At 61.9% G+C, this 19257-nt stretch carries 17 protein-coding genes; 12 read left to right on the plus strand and 5 right to left on the minus strand.

The window, feature by feature from the left end; genetic code table 11:
• The 6 genes from SB659_RS17775 to SB659_RS17800 all read left to right on the plus strand — a co-directional run.
• On the plus strand, positions 1 to 268 hold a 268-nt coding region (locus SB659_RS17775; RefSeq protein WP_410551322.1), incomplete at its 5' end, for a putative quinol monooxygenase.
• 12 nt (positions 269 to 280) lie between these two features.
• Positions 281 to 499 (plus strand): hypothetical protein, encoded by a 219-nt coding sequence (locus SB659_RS17780; protein ID WP_410551323.1) that lies wholly within the window; start codon positions 281 to 283, stop codon positions 497 to 499.
• A gap of 697 nt (positions 500 to 1196) precedes the next feature.
• Positions 1197 to 3734 (plus strand): hypothetical protein, encoded by a 2538-nt coding sequence (locus SB659_RS17785; protein ID WP_410551324.1) that lies wholly within the window; start codon positions 1197 to 1199, stop codon positions 3732 to 3734.
• 86 nt (positions 3735 to 3820) lie between these two features.
• Positions 3821 to 4186: a metal-sensitive transcriptional regulator gene (locus SB659_RS17790; RefSeq protein ID WP_410551325.1), complete on the plus strand. Its 366-nt coding sequence runs from the start codon at positions 3821 to 3823 to the stop codon at positions 4184 to 4186.
• Between the two features lie 59 nt (positions 4187 to 4245).
• Positions 4246 to 4479: a heavy-metal-associated domain-containing protein gene (locus SB659_RS17795; protein WP_410551326.1), complete on the plus strand. Its 234-nt coding sequence runs from the start codon at positions 4246 to 4248 to the stop codon at positions 4477 to 4479.
• Positions 4480 to 4550: 71 nt separating this feature from the next.
• Complete coding sequence (locus SB659_RS17800) at positions 4551 to 6776, plus strand: heavy metal translocating P-type ATPase (RefSeq protein WP_410551347.1); 2226 nt, start codon at positions 4551 to 4553, stop codon at positions 6774 to 6776.
• 33 nt (positions 6777 to 6809) lie between these two features.
• Here the strand turns inward: SB659_RS17800 and SB659_RS17805 are convergent, their stop codons facing one another.
• Both SB659_RS17805 and SB659_RS17810 read right to left on the minus strand, forming a co-directional pair.
• A complete protein-coding gene (locus SB659_RS17805; protein WP_284978546.1) occupies positions 6810 to 7082 on the minus strand; it encodes a DUF2277 domain-containing protein in 273 nt (90 codons plus the stop codon).
• A gap of 98 nt (positions 7083 to 7180) precedes the next feature.
• A complete protein-coding gene (locus SB659_RS17810; RefSeq protein WP_410551327.1) occupies positions 7181 to 8218 on the minus strand; it encodes an EamA family transporter in 1038 nt (345 codons plus the stop codon).
• Positions 8219 to 8289: 71 nt separating this feature from the next.
• Here SB659_RS17810 and SB659_RS17815 point away from each other — a divergent pair, with 71 nt between their 5' ends.
• The 4 genes from SB659_RS17815 (at position 8290) to SB659_RS17830 (ending at position 14421) form a co-directional block, all read left to right on the plus strand.
• Positions 8290 to 8838 carry a CGNR zinc finger domain-containing protein gene (locus tag SB659_RS17815; RefSeq protein WP_410551328.1) on the plus strand — a complete coding sequence of 183 codons (549 nt, stop codon included), beginning with the start codon at positions 8290 to 8292 and terminating at the stop codon, positions 8836 to 8838.
• Between the two features lie 147 nt (positions 8839 to 8985).
• A complete protein-coding gene (locus SB659_RS17820; protein WP_410551329.1) occupies positions 8986 to 11724 on the plus strand; it encodes a SpaA isopeptide-forming pilin-related protein in 2739 nt (912 codons plus the stop codon).
• A 92-nt stretch (positions 11725 to 11816) separates the two neighbouring features.
• The gene (locus tag SB659_RS17825; protein WP_410551330.1) at positions 11817 to 13298 is read left to right on the plus strand and encodes a SpaH/EbpB family LPXTG-anchored major pilin; all 1482 of its coding nucleotides are present in this window, start codon (positions 11817 to 11819) and stop codon (positions 13296 to 13298) included.
• Positions 13299 to 13416: 118 nt separating this feature from the next.
• On the plus strand, positions 13417 to 14421 hold the full coding sequence (locus SB659_RS17830; protein WP_284978552.1) for a class C sortase: 1005 nt from the start codon (positions 13417 to 13419) through the stop codon (positions 14419 to 14421).
• A 129-nt stretch (positions 14422 to 14550) separates the two neighbouring features.
• Here the strand turns inward: SB659_RS17830 and SB659_RS17835 are convergent, their stop codons facing one another.
• The 3 genes from SB659_RS17835 to SB659_RS17845 all read right to left on the minus strand — a co-directional run bounded on the left by SB659_RS17835 (position 14551) and on the right by SB659_RS17845 (position 16901).
• Entirely contained in the window at positions 14551 to 14901 is a 351-nt protein-coding gene (locus tag SB659_RS17835; RefSeq protein ID WP_410551331.1) for a hypothetical protein, read from the minus strand.
• A 68-nt stretch (positions 14902 to 14969) separates the two neighbouring features.
• The gene (locus SB659_RS17840) at positions 14970 to 15554 is read right to left on the minus strand and encodes a DUF308 domain-containing protein (protein WP_410551332.1); all 585 of its coding nucleotides are present in this window, start codon (positions 15552 to 15554) and stop codon (positions 14970 to 14972) included.
• Positions 15555 to 15563: 9 nt separating this feature from the next.
• Entirely contained in the window at positions 15564 to 16901 is a 1338-nt protein-coding gene (locus SB659_RS17845) for an MATE family efflux transporter (RefSeq protein ID WP_410551333.1), read from the minus strand.
• A gap of 67 nt (positions 16902 to 16968) precedes the next feature.
• Between SB659_RS17845 and SB659_RS17850 the strand changes: the two genes are divergently transcribed.
• The gene (locus SB659_RS17850; RefSeq protein WP_410551334.1) at positions 16969 to 17943 is read left to right on the plus strand and encodes an acyl-CoA thioesterase; all 975 of its coding nucleotides are present in this window, start codon (positions 16969 to 16971) and stop codon (positions 17941 to 17943) included.
• 203 nt (positions 17944 to 18146) lie between these two features.
• Complete coding sequence (locus SB659_RS17855; RefSeq protein WP_410551335.1) at positions 18147 to 19193, plus strand: homoserine dehydrogenase; 1047 nt, start codon at positions 18147 to 18149, stop codon at positions 19191 to 19193.
• The last annotated feature ends 64 nt before the right edge of the window (positions 19194 to 19257 follow it).

A 19257-nucleotide genomic window follows, 5' to 3' on the forward strand; every position in this document is an offset into this window, starting at 1 on the left:
GGGCATGATGAACATCCTTCCACCCGCAAGGATCAAATCCTCACAGGCAAAGTGTCAATCAAACCTTCAGCAGTCCCAATTCTTCCGTGGAGTCGAGGATGAGAGAAAGATTGTCATCTTGGAGAGCTACCAAACTGCCGAGGACTTTGATCTGCATCGACAGACGCAACATTTCCTCACCATCGGAGCTGTACATATCATCCCCGAGCTGGAAGCGCGGACCGTTTCCACCTTTGTCACTGCCAATAGCCCTGCAGAAGCTCCTTAGGAAGGCGCACGGATGGAAACAGCCTGCACCGCCGAAGCCCGGACCCTTCAGAACTGGTCCGGGCTTCGGCCGACCCAGAACGTCCTGGTAAGGGAATCCGTTGGCGAACTATACCGGGCCTGCGTGGACGCGATCACCGAAGACTGCACTGTCATCTGGGTTATCTCCGACACCACTCACCAGCGCAAGGCTTTCGACTATCGCGAAGGCGTCATCATCTCGCCGGCGTAGCCATCAACCCACCGCAGAACGCAGTTTCGGAGGACGCGTGCAGCACACTTCATCTACCGTGCCAGTGCAGTTACACCCCAGCCTGACGTCAAGCACCTACCCAAAAAGCGTCAGACTAGCGCTGGATTCTGCTGTTTCTGACACACGATCAAGCATCTCTTAGAGCATAACCTGACACTTCCACCCTCCCACGAGGGGCACGTCGGCACGGAAAATCAAAATGAAAATGGCCGGCCGATAGATGATGGCGAGCGGGGTGCGGTTGCCTTGTTGACTAAGTTTCCTGGGGCACACGACGGCGGCAGCGGCACCATGGGCAGGCGGCCGCGCGCCCGCGTGATGGCCCCCGTCAAGAGATGGACTGGGGGAGGTGGAGAGGCTTTCCGTGAATGCAACAGAAGAGAACCTGAGATAGTCAGCCCACTGCAAGACCAACCACCCAGCTTGTCCCGGCTTCTGCCGAACGATTCGAGTATGACTAACTCGTCTCAAGCGATACCGGGGAATACGTCAAGATTGGCTCAAGACGCTCACCGACGGCACTCGACATGAAGGTGCTGGGCCCCGGACCAATCCCGCAATGCTCCACACGGAAACCTACGTGAACGATTCGCCCAACAACGTTGGGGATCGCCGTCGTCGTATTTCTGTCCGGTATTCTTCCAATTGAGTGAAAAACTAAACATTGGGGGAAAATGTGACTGAACCAGGACACGAGAAAATTGGGGGTTTCGGCCCTGAGGGTCGAGGATCGGACCAAACTTACACCGGGACTGTCGGGCTTGGGAACGCGCCCGTTGCTACGGAAGATCCGGCGCCCGGACCAGCGAAATCACAACGTTTTGATGCAGGCTCGCTGATTCCTTCCGCTTTGCTGGGTGTCATCGCGTATGTGGCCCTCTACGTAGTGGCGTGCGCCTTTTTGGTATTAGCCATAGTAGGGCTCGCCATCAGCCAGGGTGGCAACACCAACGTGCCAGCCAGTTCGATGCTCCCGCAAGGTTCGACGCCGTCGCCGTGGTCCATCATGATGCAGCTTGCTGCTCAGCTGGTAGTGATGAGCCAGCTTGGCGCACTTGGCACAACAATCGATGTGACCGTCCCATTTCTTGGGAATGTGCACGGCACCGCTGGCCTATTTGCCACGCCCCTGTTGCTGACGGCGTTGTCAATTGCGGTTCTGTTTGTCGGCGGAAGGTTTGTGGCAAAGCGGAAACCCGCTCCGACGACAGCGGGAATGTGGCTGGAGTCAGCAGCCACAGGCTTGGTCTTCACGTTGTTGGTCAACGTTATTGGAGCCATCACCGGCATTTCATTTCCCATTCCGCAGCTGAAGGTTGCGCCGCTGGTCGCAGTGACCATTGGATCCGTCCTAGCCGCCTTCGTCGTCGGAACGTTCGCGAGCTTGGCTGGGCGAACTTGGCATCAGGGACGGCCCACCGGAGTGCGCGCGATCATCCGCGATGCCGGGGCAGCAATAGGCGTGCATTTTGGTGTCTTTCTCGTGGTCGCCGTGCCGGTTGCGGTCACGGCTATGGGGATTAAATTTGGCTGGCAAGCAACGTTCTCGGCGCCACTCTGGGCACTGACGGCGGGCTTCTTCCTACTCGGGCTCGGCCATCTGAGCCCCATCATTCGTACCTGGAATTTCAGCACGTCCGCCTCATCGTCCGTGAACAGTTCAGGATCTGAAACCGGCTTTGGCCCTGGAACCGGGTTGACCCAGTTCGACATCCCCGGGTGGACCGGTTGGCTTCTGTTGCTTCTGGCACTCGTTGCACTAGTGGCGACCTCGATATTTTGGTATCTCCGGCGCGGCCCGGCCGACACCAAAAAAGTAACGGACTGGGTCGTCCTTCCCGGCGCATTCCTGGTGGCAGGGGCGCTCCTTACCTGGCTCAGCTCACTTACCGGCTCCTTTGAGGCCGGAACGTTGGTGACGGGCACCGGCAGCGTGGCCCTGGCTGGGTGGACGGCTTTTGTCATGTTGCTGTGGGGCGCTGCAACCGAGGCCTCAGCACGTTTTCTGGCACCCATCCTCAGCAATTACATCCCGGCCCGCGCAGCTGAGAGGCTCAGGACCTGTCGCCCGGTTCAGGATGATCCGAACCCCCAGCAAAGCCAGCCCGGCCACCCGGGCACGGCCAGCTACGCTGACCCTTACGCTCAAAACAGCCAGACGACGGCGGTCGCTCCCCGGGAGCCGATGTCTCCCGGCGCTAAGCGCAAGCTTGGCCTGGTGCTGGGTGGAATCGGCTTGGTGGTTGTCTTGCTGGTCGCCGGGGCCATCACCGTCAACGTGATCAAGGACGGCAACGGCCCCGACAAACCCGTGAAGGACTATCTGCAGGCCCTTCAGAACGGCGAGGCATCCAAGGCGATTGCCTTGTCGGATCCCAACGTGGCGAACGATCAAAGAGCGCTGCTGACCGACGAGGTGTACTCCAAAGCCGGCAAGCGCATCGACGGTTTCGACATCGTGTCCACCCAAACCTCCGGGGACGGAGCCAAGGTGGTAGCGGAACTGCGCCAGGATGGCCGGAAGCAGCAGACTACCTACACACTGCGCAAGTCGAATCCGGAGCTCTTCGATGATCACTGGAAGATGGACGCGGCCCCGATCGGGCAGTTGACCATCTCCGCGGACAGCATGGTGCAGACTGTGTTGGTCAACGGCTATGAGCTCAACCTCGGATTAGGTGGCGGCACTTCCTCTTCCGCGGGCGTACACCTTCCAGCCTTGCCTGGAGAGTACACGGTGCAATTGCCTGCCTCCGAGAAGTACTTGACGGCGGCTAAGTCCACGGCTCTGGTAACTGTGGTGGAAGGAGCCCAAGCCCCGCCGGGGGTACAGCTGAAGGTTGAGGCCAGCGATGCATTGAAAACGGAGGCTTTGGCGCAGGTCAACGCGCACATTACGGAGTGCCTCAAGTCCACGGACGCAGAGCCGGCCACTTGTCCGTTCAGCATCTACGCCTCGAGTTATGCGCGGAACTTCCACTGGTCACTGACCACCAAGCCGACCTTAAGCCTTACCAAGAACCTGTTCGACGCGTCGGGTTGGAGCATCCAGACAGACAATGCCGGCAAGGCGACGGTCAGCTACGAGAAAGACAGCTCCTATGGTTTCGGTGCACCCGATTGGAAGCCGGCAACAGAGACCAGTTCTTTCTACGTGAACGCGAGCGTGACGATAAAGGACGGTAAGGTCCAAACGACGTTCAGCAAGTACTAAACGCTCGACGGCGGTTCGGCGAACCTCCCATCTATACCCTCCCGGGGTACTTGCGTCATACCCCCGGAGGGTATAGTTTTGTCTCTATGAACACGCCGGACCTGCAACTGGGCCATCCGCTCGCACCCGTGATTGAAGCGGATCTGGAGCATGCTGCCCATCATGGTTACACCAGCAACAAAGAGGCGTACCTAAAGCGCCTGAAGCGCATTGAAGGTCAGGTGCGCGGGATTGCGCGGATGGTCGAAGAAGACAAGTACTGCATCGACATCCTCACGCAGGTCGCCGCGGCCACCAAGGCCCTTCACGCGGTTAGCCTGGGTTTGGTCGAGGAGCACATCGGGCACTGCGTTGTCGGTGCCGCCTCCGAGGCAGACCCGGAGGCGCGGGCCGAACAGATCGAAGCCAAAGTAAAAGAAGCCACGGGCGCAATTGGGCGCCTGCTGCGGTAGTCCCCTGCTCGACGAGCCTTCCCAGACCCCACCAAGCCTTCCCAGCCCAGGAGTACACCATGAGCCAGCACATCCAAACCAACGTCAACGTTTCCGGCATGACCTGCCGCCACTGCGTATCGAGTGTCAGCGAAGAACTCGAAGCCCTCAACGGCGTCGAGGAAGTGGCCGTCGACCTCAACCCCGGTGGCCTGTCCACTGTGACTATCACGTCAACAAAACCGCTGATGCCTGAAGAAATCGGTGAGGCCGTGGCAGAAGCAGGCTATCTGGTAGTTGCCAACCAGGCTTAGGAGCTTTTGTGGGTGAGCGCGAACCGGGCAGCCTTGCGGCAACCCGAGTTATCGAGTTGGACATTGAAGGCATGACCTGCGCCTCGTGCGTCAACCGAGTCGAGCGGAAATTGCGAAAGCTCGACGGCGTAGAGGCCACGGTCAACCTGCCCCTGGAGTCCGCTCACGTCACCGTCCCCGATACCGTGTCGGACCAGCAAGTTGTTGATACCGTCAACGCCACTGGTTACAAGGCAACCCTCCGCCAGCACCAACCGCCAGTCGCTCATGAAGGCAACTCAGCGATTCATACGGACCATGCCAACCACATGGACCATGGGCCGGCAGCGTCAAGTCTCCGTCCGCGGTTGATTGCCGCAGCAATCCTGACCGGTCCCGTATTTCTCGTCTCGATGATACCGGCGTTTCATTTTGCCAACTGGGGCTGGGTGGTCGCTGCACTGTCGCTGCCGGTGGTGAGTTGGGCGGCGTGGCCCTTCCATAGGGCTGCGGCCGTTAACGCACGCCATCTCGCATCCACCATGGACACCCTGGTTTCCCTCGGCGTCATCGCCGCCTACGCGTATTCCGCGTGGCAGCTTTTCGCTGACCCGACTATGACGGCACAACCATCCGCCGGAGCTATGACTACGGGAGAGCTCTATTTTGAGGTGGCGAGTGTTGTCACCACGTTCCTTCTCCTTGGCCGCTACCTCGAGGCGAGCGCCAAGGCGAAAGCGGGCGATGCCCTGAAGGCCCTGCTGAATCTCGGGGCCAAGGATGCCACGCTTCTCCTCAATGGTGTAGAAGGGAAAATCCCCGCAGGTGAGCTCATGGTGGGTGACGTTTTCGTTGTACGGCCGGGCGAAAAGATCGCGACCGATGGGATCGTCACGGACGGCTTGTCCGCCGTCGACTCTTCCTTGGTAACCGGCGAATCGGTCCCCGTGGAGGTTGCACCCGGCAGTTCGGTGACGGGAGCGACGATCAACGCATCGGGTCGCCTCCTGGTGCGTGCCACGCGTGTCGGCGCTGATACTACGCTTGCCCACATGGGTCGGCTGGTCAGCCAAGCGCAGACCGGTAAGGCGCCGATTGCCCGCCTCGCAGACCACATCAGCTCGGTCTTCGTGCCTATTGTGCTGGGCATTGCAATCGTCACGTTCGTACTGTGGCTGGTGTTCTCCGGAGACCTCAACGCCGCTTTCACCGCCGCCGTAGCCGTTCTCGTGATCGCCTGCCCGTGCGCCCTCGGTCTGGCCACTCCCGTTGGCCTGCTGACCGGGACCGGGCGAGGTGCGCAGTTGGGCATCCTGATCAAGGGCCCGCAGGTACTTGAGGATACTCGTCACGTGGACACGATTCTCTTGGATAAAACGGGTACGGTGACCACCGGAAGGCTCGCCGTAAGCCACACGCTGACCCTGAACGGCCACTCACCCGAGTCGGTTTTGATGCTCGCCGGAGCAGTGGAATCGGCGTCAGAGCACCCGATTGCCCACGCAATTGCCGCATCGGCGAAAGAGCAAATGCCCGACGCCGGCCCGCTTCCGGGCATTGAAGCGTTCGCCTCTGCGCCGGGCGGTGGAGTGCGGGGCGTCGTGTCGCTTGCTACAGGTACCCGGACAGTGGTGGTGGGACGTTCAGGCTGGCTCGAAGAGAATGGCATCGCGCTCACCCCCGAGCAACGCGAAGACCTGCAGAACCGGGAAGCCATGGGGGCCACCGCCATCTGGGTGGGAATCGACGGTTACCCAGCGGGAATCCTCAGCCTGAGTGACTCCGTCAAACCCGGCTCCGCGGAGGCCATCCGACGCCTGAAGGACCTGCATATCCGCCCCCTACTGCTCACCGGTGACAACGCCGCAGTTGCTGCCCGCGTCGCCGGCGAAGTAGGGATTCTGCCGGAGGATGTCTTTGCCGGCGTGCTCCCCGAGGGCAAGGTCGAGGCCGTCCGGAAGCTGCAGGCATCCGGGGCAATCGTCGCCATGGCTGGCGACGGCGTCAACGATGCCGCCGCCCTGGCGCAATCAGACCTCGGCATAGCGATGGGCTCGGGCACGGACGTGGCCATTGAGGCGTCCGATTTGACCATCATGAGCAACGATCTAGGCCAGCTGGTGCAGGCCATTGAGCTGTCGCGCAGAACCCTCTCCACCATCAAGACGAACCTCTTCTGGGCGTTTTTCTATAACGCAATCGGGATCCCGGTGGCGGCATTCGGATTGCTGAATCCCATGATCGCGGGCGCAGCCATGGCAGCGAGTTCGGTGCTCGTCGTCGCGAATTCGCTTCGGCTGCGCGCCTTCGGGAAGTAGGGCCCCAACCGGCAGGCGAACCGGTCAGGAGCCTTAAGCCGTCCCGAATCGGACGGCTGCCCGGGCCCTGGCCTTTGCTGCTTCTTCTTCGCGGTTCTTTGCAGGCGCATGGGTCACTAACGAGTCCAACAGATGCTGGGTGATATGCGCGATCTCGTGCACAGCCTCCGCAAATGCCTCCTCGTTATCTTTCGAGGGCTTGGTGGTCCCGCTGATTTTTCGCACGTATTGCAATGCTGCAGCCTCCACCTCTGTCGACGTCGCTCGAGGTTCAAAATTGTGGAGGGTTCGAATATTCCGGCACATAGTCCAATGCTAACTATGGCCGGCAAAGTGCGGGAGGGGCGGGCAGCGTCGTTCGGCAGATGCCTTTCGGAGACAGCCACCAGGGTAATATCGCCCCGCTACTCGGTTCCGCGCTTGGTTCCGCTCCCCGACGGGATGGGTTCGACGTCGTTCGCGTGGTCCAACGCGAGCGCTTGGGCGCCGTCACGGCCCGTCCGCCTGTCTCCCCGTAGTTCGTCCCAGCGGACCAAGACCACTCCGCCCACGATGAACAGCCCGCCGAGCAACTGGATGCCCCCTGGCAATTCACCGAGCAGTAACCACGCCCAAATGACTGCGAAAAGCACTTCGGTCAGGGACACAAAGGATGCGACCTTAGAGCCTAGGCTGCGAGCGGCCATGATTCCGGAAACGTAGGCGAGCACGGTCGCCAGGATGACCAACCCGGCAACGGAGACCCACCACGGTGTGGTCCATGGGCCCAGCGTAGTGTCCGTGTTGCTGAAGGTCATGGGCAGGAGCCCCACCAAACCAAAGAGCCATATCACCACGGCGCCAACCATCAAGCCCGCAGCGGCAAGGACCAACGGCGGCAGAGTGTCGTTTTCCTTGGCGGTGATGAAGAAATAGATCACCAAGCACACTGCCGCGGCCATGCCCCACAAGACGCCAACGAAGTCGACCTTCACGGACCCGGCCAGGTCCAGCACCAGAACCAAGCCTCCGAGCGACAGCAGGGCGCCAACTGCCGTAAGCAGCCGGGGACGGCGTCGGCTGGCAATCCAGAGCCAGAGCACGATCATGACCGGAGCCAGATATTCCAGCAGCAGGGCCACACCCACGGACAGCCGTGAGACGGCGTTGAAGTAGAAGAGCTGGCAACCGGCCACCCCAATCAGGCCGAACAACAAGATAGTGAGCCAGTTGTCCTTGACCTGGTGCCACCGCCCTCGGAGGACCACGACGCCGGGAATGGCCAGGATCAGCGCGGCACCTGTGAGCCGCACGGCGACGGCAGCACCAGGCGACCAACCGGTTTCCAGCATTGATTTGGCAAATGAGCCGGACGTCCCGAAAACAGCGGAGGAGAAGAGGGCAATTCCCAGACCCGATGCCAGGAAACCTCGTGCACCAGCCTTCGTCGTCGTAGCTGACACAGCAGCCTCCTGTCAGGAGTAAAGTGGGCTTATGGTCATGACAGTACCCCCGACACTCGTAAGGAGTCAAAGTGCTTTTTGCGCCTGACACCGAGGTAGCCCTCCGCAGTGTCGTCACCCTCATCAACACCGCTGCAAATGGTGGGGATTCTTTGGCCACAGTGGAAGACCTGGAGGCATTCCTTGACGCCGAGCAGTTCACCGGCTCCCGAATCAAATCCGCAGCCGAACTGCGATCGGTCAGGCGCCTTCGCAGTGAACTCACCGCGCTGTGGAGTGCCGACGAGGACACCGCCGCCATGGCTGTGAACAAGTTGCTGACGGACGCAAAAGCGCTCCCCCAGCTAGTCAAACATGACCACTGGAATTGGCACCTGCACGCAACTACGCCGGAAGCCCCCTTGGCCGACCGCTTGGGAACCGAAGCCGCCATGGCAATCGTGGACGTCATCCGCAGTGGAGAAATGGACCGAATGCGCGTGTGCGCCGCAGGCGATTGCGACGCCGTAGTGCTGGACCTCAGCCGCAACCGCTCCAAGCTCTACTGCGATACCGGAAACTGCGCCAACCGGGCGCACGTAGCCGCATATCGGGCCAGAAAGGCTGCTGGCGGCGAGTAGAAGGGTCTAACGCCCCAGTTCCGCCTTGTGACTAAGGTCACATTTGTTTTTCGACACGAACCTCCCGCTCTCCTCACCTACCCCTCGGAAGAAAAAGGGGTCCTCTCAGCGAGGGCCGCTCACCAAGGCATCAGGGAGAAGAGATCCATGCGGAAGCAATTTGAGCACGTCCGTGCTCGTGTCAATAGCGGGCCAGGTGACAGGCCTGGACTTTCAGTGCTTGGCCTCATGGCGTGCATGCTTCTTGTCTTGGTTGGCATGACCGCTTATGGCGTCGTCAACCTCTCGACGCCGGCCACGGCAGCCCCCGGATCGCCCGGCGTGACGCAGCCAGGGACGTTGATTTACACCGAGGACTTCTCCAGCGCCAATGCAGCCACTGCGCCGATTCCGCTCGGATCCTACGTGGGAGGAGCGGCGGCGACCAACGAGCAGTACACCGCTGATCCGGCATGGCTTCCGGGCGCCCAGGAATGCAATGGCTGGATCATGCGGGAAGGAACTCCCCTGCCCACCAATGGTGGCCTGCTTAACATCCTGACCAACGATGAATGTGGGCGAAACACCGCTTTCACCGAACTCGGCAAGATGGCCCACGCCATGGGCCTCTACCAAGGCATGACCGACGCCCAAGCGGCCCAGAACCAGATCCTCAGTGAGTACACCAACAGCGTCAGCGGTACTCAGACTGCGGGCATCCAGCTGCAAACCACCAAGAACAGCATTCCCACCATTGCCGGCCACTACTACGCCGTCTCGGGTATCTTCGGTGCCACCAGTTGCTTCTCCAACCATGCGAGCCAAGAATTCGCCATCCTCGTCAACGGGGTGCCAACTGTCGTGGGTTCCAACTTGGATCCCTGCACGGACCCCAGCAGTAAGGCCATCTCGTACCAGAACAGCAACTTCAGCGTAGCCAAGCTCCAGTCCGGTGCTATCCAGGTCCCCCTGACCGGCACCACGCCGACCCTCGGAATCCGGGTTCGAAACCTGACAGCGAATGGAAACGGCAACGACGTCGGCTTCGACCTTCCGCAATTGGTGGACGTCACGCCTCAGCTAGACAAAGCCTTCCAACCGACCAGCATCTACCAAGGCCAGAACACCACGTTGACCTACACGGTCACGAACACCAGCGATCTCATGGCAAAGAACGGCTGGCACTTCGTTGATACGCTGCCCACCGGGCTCACTGCGGTCGGTCCGTTCGGCGGCACATGCGTACGGACCGCGGCGACGGTGTCCGGTAAAACTGTCGATGTCACCGGCAACCTTGCACAGGGCAGCGCTTCCTGCACCATCACAGTGACGGTCACCAGCAACACTCCCGGCGTGTACAACAACTCCGGCTGTGTAGCTAACGATGGCACCGCAATCGCGAACTGCACCAACAACTTCCCCACGATCACGGGGCTCTACTCACCCGGAACTGCACCTCTGAAGGTCTTGCCGGTCGTGGACCTGTCCATCACTAAGAGCACCAACCTGACCACGTACATCCCTGGCCAACCCATCACCTACACCGTCGTCGTCCACAACAACGGACCCAGCGACGCCATCAATGCCACCTTCACGGACCCGCTGCCCGGTTCCATCCAAAACGCTACATGGACGTGCGCGGTAACGGCCGCGGGAACATCGAATCTGACCCCGGCCGGTCCCACGGCCTGCAACGCGGCCAGCGGCACAGGCAGCATCTCTGGCGCGGTACGCATCAACACCGGCGGCACCCTCACCTACACGGTGAAGGGCACCGTGGCCTTGGGTACTACTGGCAATATCGCCAACACTGCCACGATCGTTCCTGCTGCCCAGTCATCGGTGCCGAACATGCCCGGCGGCGGTCCGAATCCTGTCGCGGGTTCCACCACCCAGGTTCCAACGGTGGACACGGCATGCCCTCCCGCCCCGGGTGCTGGATGTTCCGCAACGGTCACCACGCCGGTGGATCCCCAGTGGACGATTGCCAAGACCGCTTCCGTCAACGGCACCACCTCAACGGGAAATACGTCAGTCAAGCCCGGCGACACCATCAGCTACACCGTGACGGCCACCAGCAACCGTGGCCAGATCACGGGAGTTGTGCTCACGGATAACCTGGCAGATGTCTTGGACCAGGGGACGTTCGTGTCTGGCTCCGCTCAGCTCACCATCGGGGCGGCAGCGCCTGTAGCCGTGGCCAATCCTGCGGCCGGCTCAACAGTATTGACCACACAGCCCTTCACGCTTCCGGCAGGCCAGACGGCAACCCTCACCTACAAGGTCACCGTGAAGTCGGACGCTTGGAGCGCCCAGTTGGTCAATGTCGTGACGGGGACCGGCAGTGTCAACCCGATCCGTTGCGCACCGAACAGTACCCCGATGGCTCCGGAGTGCTCCACCACCCATCACACGCCGGCCAAGATTCTCTTCGAGAAAGTTGGCGAGGCCTCAAACTCGACGTGGGTGCCCATGGCAGGTTCTACCTGGTCCATCTTGGGCGATGCCAACGGAACACCTGGTGCGGCACTCCCGGCCTACTCGGTGGCTCCCATCGCGTCACAGACCGGCCAGTTCCAACTGCAGGGTATTGAACCCGGCGTCTACTGGCTCGAAGAGACCAAGGCGCCGGCAGGCTTCAACCTGTTGGCCGAACCCGTGCAGTTCACCGTTGCCGCCAGCGGCGCCGTGACCATCGGCAAGGGAAGCGGGTCAGGTGTCGTCACGGCAAGTGACAGCGGCACCAACGGCATCTATCTCGTCACCGTCCGCGACGTTCCGGCACTGAAGCTGCCGGAATCCGGTGGCATGGGTTGGTGGCCTTTCACGGTCGGCGGAGCAGCCCTGCTCCTGACCGCGGCAGCAATGGCTTCCAGCAACTTCAGGCGCAACAAAGCAACCGCCTGATTCAAGTCCCGGTCCGCCGCGTTCCGGCCGGACCGTTTCTCCAACAATGATCGCTCCCGAGCATCGCACCATCAAAAAGAAAGAGGATAGAAGTGAGTAATCAAAGCTCCCGGCGTCTTTGGAAGACCGCCGCCGCCACCATTGCCGGGGCGGTGTTGGCAATGTCGTTCTCCGTGGCTCCGGCTTCGGCAGCCCCGTTGGTCGATGGCACCAAGACCGGTTCCATCACCGTTCACAAGTTCGAGCGCCCCACCACTCCCACCGGCCTGCCCAACAACGGCACTGCCGTAGACACCACCGGCCTCAAGCCGCTGGCGGGTATCGAGTTCAGCATCCAGCAGGTCAACACCATCGACCTGACCACCAATGCTGGATGGGACAAAGCAAACAACCTGAGCAGTTCCTTCTCGGCATCCAACCCCACAGGCTCCATCACCAGCGCGGGATACACGCTGGGTACGGCCCAGACCAAGACCACTGACGCCACAGGAACTGCGGCTTTCAGCACCCTGCCCCTCGGCCTGTACCTCGTCACTGAAACGAACTACCCGGCGGGCGTAACGCCGTCGGCTCCGTTCCTGGTTTCCGTGCCGCTGACGGATCCGGACAACAAGAACAACTGGATCTACGACGTCAACGTCTACCCGAAGAACTCCGTAACGGGCGCCCAGAAGACCGTCACCGACGCTCCTGCAGTCAAGTTCGGCGACGCAGTCAACTTCACCATTACCGGTGATATCCCGAACGAAGCCGTCATCGATGGTTACAAAATCACGGATAAGCTCGATTCCAAGCTGACCTACGTTGGCGCAACCGCCACGCTGGTTGACGGAACCGTTATCACCAACGGCACCGATTACACCGTTGCCTTCGATGCAGCCACCAACACAGTCTCGGTCGTTTTCACTCCGGCTGGCCGCCTGATCCTCGCAGCCCACAACGCCACCAGCGTCCAGGTTGTTGTGAACACCACCGTCAACACCATCGGTGAAATCGAGAACGTTGCCGTGGTTTACCCGAATGCCGGTAGCTTCACCGGAACTCCGGGGCAGCCCGGCGGCCCGATCGTCACTCCCCCGGTTGTCACCAAGTGGGGCGAGCTGACCCTCCAGAAGGTTGACCAGAACGGCGCAGCCCTGTCCGGTGCTTCCTTCTCGGTCTACGCCAACCAGGCTGACGCCAAGGCCGGCACCAACCCGATCACCCTCAACGGCAAGACCACTTTCACCGTTGGTGCAGACGGAACGCTGACGCTTTCCGGACTCCGCTACTCCGATTGGGCCAACGGCGCTGCAGCGGCACCGGGCTCGCCTAACTACCGCACCTACTACCTGGTGGAAACCACGGCTCCGGCAGGATACGAACTCTTGGCCGAGCCGGTCTCATTCCTGATCAACGCCGCAACCACCACGGTTGGCGTTGACCTCCAGGTCAAGAACATCCCGTCCAACGGTGGCTTCCAGCTTCCGCTGACCGGTGGCGTGGGAACCGGCGTTCTCTACGCAGCAGGCGGCCTCCTGGTCGTCGGCGCAGCACTGATGTTCGTACGGTCACGCCGGAGCACCAACAGCTAGTACCTGAGGACCCCCCAATAGCGGTCCTCGGTGTGAATACCGAAGTGGGGAAGAACGCCAAACATGCGGTCTTCCACACTTCGTTTCCCCGGATATGCCCACTCTCCCAGGATCTCCCATGACACAGCTCCAAGCCCCCCAGCTGCCCGCACGGCAACGTTTCCGCGCCCGCTGGAGCACACAACGCATCCTCATAGTTCTTGCGACCCTTCTGGGCGTCGGCGTCTTGCTGTATCCCACAGCCGCGGCTTGGTTTTCCGACCGGGTCCATGCCACAGAGATCAGCGGCTACGCCGACTCTGTCCACAGCCTGTCGCCCTCCGCCCAAGAGAGCCTCTTGGCGGAGGCGCGCCAATTCAACAAGGAATTACCATCGGGGCCCCTGCGCGATCCCTACTCATTGAACGAGCAAGGTCAACAGACCGTCGTGGGCGCAGGTTCAGAGGCTTACAAGAACATCCTCAACGTTGGTCCCGAAGGCATGATGGGACGCATCAGCTTTCCCGCCATCCACGCGGACTTGCCCATCTTTCACGGGACCGACGATGCCACGCTCGCCAGGGGTGTAGGCCACCTCTTCGGCTCCGGGCTCCCGGTAGGTGGCACTGACACGCACAGCGTGCTCACCGGGCATTCGGGCTTCGTCAATGCCACGCTGTTCGACAATTTGGACAAGGCCAAAGAGGGGGACGTCTTCTCCATCTCGGTTCTTGGACAGACGATCTACTACAAGGTCGACCAGATCCTCACCGTCCTTCCGGAAGACACCGACGCCCTCCGGAAAGTGCCCGGCAAAGACCTGGTCACCCTGGTCACCTGCACCCCCAAGGGCATCAACAGCCACCGGCTACTGGTCCGCGGCGAACGGATCGATGCTCCCAGCGGAGATGCTGCGCAAACACTTCCCAGCCAGTCCCTGGACCCCGGCTTCCCGTGGTGGGCCCTGGCCTTCCTGGCGACGGCCGTGGTCATCGTCCTCGTCACCCGGCCGCGCACGTCGGCCGCAGCCGGCTCCACCGGCGTCACCGATGAACCCGGCAACACTGATGAACCCGGCATCACCGATGATCCAAACGATGACGACGACGACGGCGGCCTCACGGACGGGCTGCTGGGCCGGTAGCACGCTGCTGGGCGGGCAACGCCAGCTCGGCTGGCAACGCCACCTGAGCGGGTACCCCCGGCGGGTCCATCATTTCGGCGACCAGCAACAAAAAAGCGCTCCCCCGCCGAAGCGGGAAAGCGCTGGGAGTCAGTTGCCGCCGTCGAGCCTGTCCGGCGAATCCGCCGCGCCCGGAGCGCTCGGCGAACCGTGACTTGGCCGCTTGGAACTGAGGTGCACTCCGGAGCCCTTACCCAGGTGCTCGGCGTTTTCCTTGTAGCTCATGGACAACATTGCTGCGACGACGAGGCTCACGATAAAGGCGATCCCGGCGCCGGTGAAGGCGAGATCGAACCGAAGAGCCCGCGCGCTGCCGCCCGAAGCGAAGATAAGAACAGCCACGAAGGCTATTACCGCAAAGAACGCGGAGAACATGAGCGGTCCCTTGACCGAGGTCCGCATCGAGCGCGGCTCTCTTGGTGTCTGGTCTGCCACTTTCATTCCTCCAATGATGGCGGTTCATTCCCGCCGGTCTGCAAAAGTTCTACAAGGAGTAGAACGTCCAACTACTAGTTTACGGCCTCAGGCGAACCGCTGGGCGCAGCGGGCGGCATGCCCACGGCCCGGCCCGTCCGGAGATCGTGCCTCAACGTCAGCGCTGACAGGACCCACAGCACGCCTGTGAGAATCGCTCCCCCACCGGCTGTGCCCAGCAATGCATGGGCACCCAGGGAGACAAAGAACGGCAGGATCAACGCGGTGCCAACGCCGACAACACCGGAGATGAGCCAATCCCGGGACAGCGAATCGCGCTTCCTCAGGCCATGGACCATCTCCAGGAGGCCAAGCACCAGCAACGCCAGCATGGCTGAGAGCGCAGTCCCGGCGTCGGACTGCATGACCACGGCGCCTAGACCCCCAATGGCTACCACCACGGGTACTGCCGCCGGCAGCGCTCGGGTCCTCCACACTGCCGCTGCGGTGGCCAGCAGGTACAGCCCGACGGCCCACGCAAGGACATGCACCGACGGCGCAGTCCAGAAGATGGTGACCGCTCCGAAAACGAGCGCAATCACAGCGCGCAACAGAACAGGTTTCCAGGGCTCGGTCGCGAAAGCTGACGAAGTCTGGGCAGGGGTCGAGGGAAGAGTCACCCCACCAGTTTAGTGTGAACCCAGCACCATCCACCGGTCGGTGCGTGCCCGCAGCCCCAACGTCACGCCGCGCGCCAGCATGTAGCCCACCGCAAAAGCGGCCCATAGCCAGAGGAGCCCCGCCGCGCCGTCGGGCCTGGTCAGGTGAACGGCCGCCAAAAGCGGCAAGTACACCAACAGGTTCACGACGCCGGCAACGGCCAAGTAGCGCGCGTCGCCGGCTCCGATGAGCACACCGTCCAGCACGAAGACGTAGCCCGCCAAGGGCTGCCCGGCCGCGAGGACCCAAAGGGCGACAGTCAGGACCGATCTGACACCCGGATCAGGGGTGAAAAGGTAACCGGCCCAAGGAGCAACCAGTGCCAGGAGCGCACCAGTGACCAGCCCAAAGCCGAGCCCCCAACGCACCATGGTCCGCGTCAGCTCACGAACCCGCAGAGGGTTTCCAGCGCCCAGCTCTTTGCCGATCAGCGCTTGGGCCGCAATGGCGAGTGCATCCAATGCGAACGCCAGGAACGAAAAGATGGTCATGGCCAGCTGGTGGGCAGCCAAATTCACGGGACCTTGGGCGGTCACCACCAGAACCGTTCCCAGAATGGCCAGTCGAAGGCTCAGTGTCCTCAGCATCAACCAGGAACCCACCTTGGTCATGGCCCTGATGCCGTGCCAATCCGCCCCCAGTGACACACCGTGTCGCCGCGCGTTCCGTCCCACCATGACCAGATACACGGCAGCCATGGCCCATTGGGCGATGCTGGTGCCGATGGCCGAACCGGCAACTGATAAGTCCAACCCATAAACAAGAAACCAGTTCAGGGCGATATTCACGGCGAACCCTGCGGTAGCAACCACCAGCGGCGTCCGGGTGTCCTGCAGGCCTCGGAGCACGCCGGTTCCGGCGAAGATCAACAACATGGCCACGAGGCCCGGCATGGACCAGCGGAGGTATTCGACGGCGAACCCTCCCACGTCGCCGCCCGCACCCATGAGCCCAACGAGCGGCCGGGCAGCAACAAAGCCAACCACCGCGAGCGCCACACCAAGCAACAACGCCAGCCATACGCCGTCGCGTCCCGATGCCAAGGCCTTCCCCAGTTTTCCGTCGCCGATCGCACGGGCGACTGCCGGCGTCGTCGAGTACGCCAAAAAGACCATGAGTCCGACGGCGGTGTAGAGGAGGGTGGAGGCCAACCCCACCCCGGCGAGTTGGTCGACGCCGAGGTGGCCGACGATGGCTGAGTCCGCAAGCAGGAACAGCGGTTCTGCGATGAGCGCGCCGAAGGCGGGAACCGCCAGTCTCAGGATCTCGTGGGCGTTGGAACGGGTGCTGATGGTGGTTCGGGACACCCAACCAGCGTAGTCGGGGCTCCGGACACACTGACGTCATAAAACCAAGCCCCAGTAAACTTCCAGCATGAGCGACGCTGCTTCCAATTCCGTGACCCTCCGCTTTTTGGCAGCACCCACGGACGTGGGCCATAGCGGATCGGTCGACGCCGGCACGGTCCTTGAGTGGGTGGATAAGGCAGCGTATGCGGCAGCGGTGGGCTGGGCGAAGACGTACTGCGTCACGGCGTATGTGGGCAACATTCATTTCGCTGATCCTGTAAACAGCGGTGACATGGTGGAGGTCACCTCCACCATCGTCTACACCGGCAAGTCGTCCATGCACATCCACACCGTGGTCAGTTCCCATGATCCGAAGGGCGGACCGGCAACCATGCACAGTCAATGCATGGTGATTTTTGTGGCGGTCGGGCCCGATGGCAAGCCGGTGCCCGTACCTCATTTCGAACCCTCCACCCCGCGCGAGGTCGAACAACGCGACCATGCCCTGGCGCGTATCGACGTCCGCGAGCAGATCGTCGAGGCCATGAACGCCCAGGACTATACCGACGCCGGCACGGCCGAACGCGTCGTCTTGCGGTTCCTGGCGTCCCCCACGGATGTGAACTGGGGCGGGAAGGTCCATGGCGGCATCGTGATGAAATGGATCGACGAGGCAGCCTACGTTTGCGCTTCGCGTTACTCGGGCAAGGACACCGTGGCCGTGTTCTCCGGCGGCGTCCGCTTCTACCGGCCGTTGCTGATCGGGCATCTGGTTGAAGTTGAGGCGCGGCTGGTTTACACCGGCGCCAAGGGCATGCACATCGCCGTTCATGTCCGCTCCGGTGATCCGAAGACGGGCGAGATGAACCTGACCACGTACTGCCTTACGGTGATGGTGGTGCGGGATGACACCGGAACGGCCGTTCCGATTCCACCGTGGGTTCCTGTGTCCGCGGAAGACAAGAAACTCCACGCCCATGCTCGGGAGCTCTTGGAGATTCGGGGCCGGGCTCCGGGCAACCGCCTCCCGGATCACCTGCTGCAGGCATCCGGCAGCTAGGGCGTGCGGGGCACGTGGCGCGGCCCGGCACGGCACGGGGCAGGTGCGCGGTGCCCAACAGATGGGCCGCGTAACCGGCTGATTTTGGACGTTTCGTCAGTACTCGCGAGCGGTTTGCTCCTAGTGGACTGACACTCCAGGGACCGAGGCTAGAAGGACAGCAACACGGTCCAGCAGCAACACAGTCCAGCCAAGGAGACAACGTGACCACTTACAACCTCGCCCTGATCGGTTTCGGCGGCGTCAACCGTGCTTTGGCGGAGCTCATCCGGGACGAACCCGAGCGCTTTGCGTCCCTCGGATTTGAGCTTCGCGTCGTCGCGATCACTGATCTGGCCTTCGGGTCGCTCGTGCAAAGTGAGGGTATTGACTTGGCCGCGGTACTGGCGATGCCCCGCGGATCCAGCTTCGAGAAACTCCCCGGTGGCAGTGTTGTCCCCCGGAACGAGGAACTCATCAAGAACTGCCCGGCGGACATCGTTGTGGAAGCTACGTTCACGAACCCCCTGACCGGGGAACCGGCCATCTCCCATGCCAAGTGGGCCTTGGAATCCGGCAAGCATGTGGTCACCACCAACAAGGGACCCGTGGCCTTGTGCGGACAGGAATTGCGAAGCCTGGCCGCCGCCAACGGCGTCTGCTTCGAGTACGAGGGCGCCGTGATGAGCGGGACACCGGTCATGCGAATGGCTCACAGGATGCTCGGTGGACTCGAGCTCACCTCAGTCCAAGGCATTCTGAACGGAACCAGCAATTACGTGCTGGGCCGCATGGAAACGGGCTTGGGCCTGGATCAAGCGATTGCCGAAGCCCAAGGCCTTGGTTACGCGGAGGCAGATCCCACCGCCGATATTGGTGGATCAGACGTTCGTTTGAAGGTGGCGATCCTGGCCAACGAGCTGCTGGGTGCCAACATCCGGCCGGGCGACGTCGATACCACCGGAATCCAAGACATCACCATCGACGACGTGACCCGAGCCCGGGCCGAGGGCCTCCGGTGGAAACTCGTCGGCGAGGCCCGGCGCGCGGATGACGGGCAGGTCCTGGCATCTGTCAGGCCCATGAAGCTGTCCCCCGAGCACCCGCTTGCAGGCATCTCCGGTGCCACCAACGCCCTGTCTTTCACTACTGACTTGCTTGGCCCTGTCACCGTTTCAGGTCCTGGTGCCGGGCGGGTGGAGACGGCTTATGCGCTGATCTCGGACATCATCGCCGTCGACGAGTTCATCAAGGCAGGCGTCAGTGCTTAAGTCAGCCTTCACACCCGCTTCCGCGCAGACAGCAGCACCGACCCTCGCCAGTGCCTCGTCCCAA

The sequence above is a fragment of the Arthrobacter sp. SIMBA_036 genome, assembly GCF_046535135.1.
In the GTDB taxonomy this organism is placed as follows: domain Bacteria; phylum Actinomycetota; class Actinomycetes; order Actinomycetales; family Micrococcaceae; genus Arthrobacter.

Excerpts from the sequence above, each read along its gene's own strand:
- SB659_RS17780 (WP_410551323.1), top strand. The coding sequence starts at position 281 with ATGGAAACAGCCTGCACCGCCGAAGCCCGGACCCTTCAGAACTGGTCC.
- SB659_RS17850 (WP_410551334.1), top strand. The coding sequence starts at position 16,969 with ATGAGCGACGCTGCTTCCAATTCCGTGACCCTCCGCTTTTTGGCAGCA.
- SB659_RS17805 (WP_284978546.1), bottom strand. The coding sequence starts at position 7,082 with ATGTGCCGGAATATTCGAACCCTCCACAATTTTGAACCTCGAGCGACG.
- SB659_RS17835 (WP_410551331.1), bottom strand. The coding sequence starts at position 14,901 with ATGAAAGTGGCAGACCAGACACCAAGAGAGCCGCGCTCGATGCGGACC.
- SB659_RS17820 (WP_410551329.1), top strand. The coding sequence starts at position 8,986 with ATGCGGAAGCAATTTGAGCACGTCCGTGCTCGTGTCAATAGCGGGCCA.
- SB659_RS17800 (WP_410551347.1), top strand. The coding sequence starts at position 4,551 with ATGACCTGCGCCTCGTGCGTCAACCGAGTCGAGCGGAAATTGCGAAAG.
- SB659_RS17790 (WP_410551325.1), top strand. The coding sequence starts at position 3,821 with ATGAACACGCCGGACCTGCAACTGGGCCATCCGCTCGCACCCGTGATT.
- SB659_RS17795 (WP_410551326.1), top strand. The coding sequence starts at position 4,246 with ATGAGCCAGCACATCCAAACCAACGTCAACGTTTCCGGCATGACCTGC.
- SB659_RS17830 (WP_284978552.1), top strand. The coding sequence starts at position 13,417 with ATGACACAGCTCCAAGCCCCCCAGCTGCCCGCACGGCAACGTTTCCGC.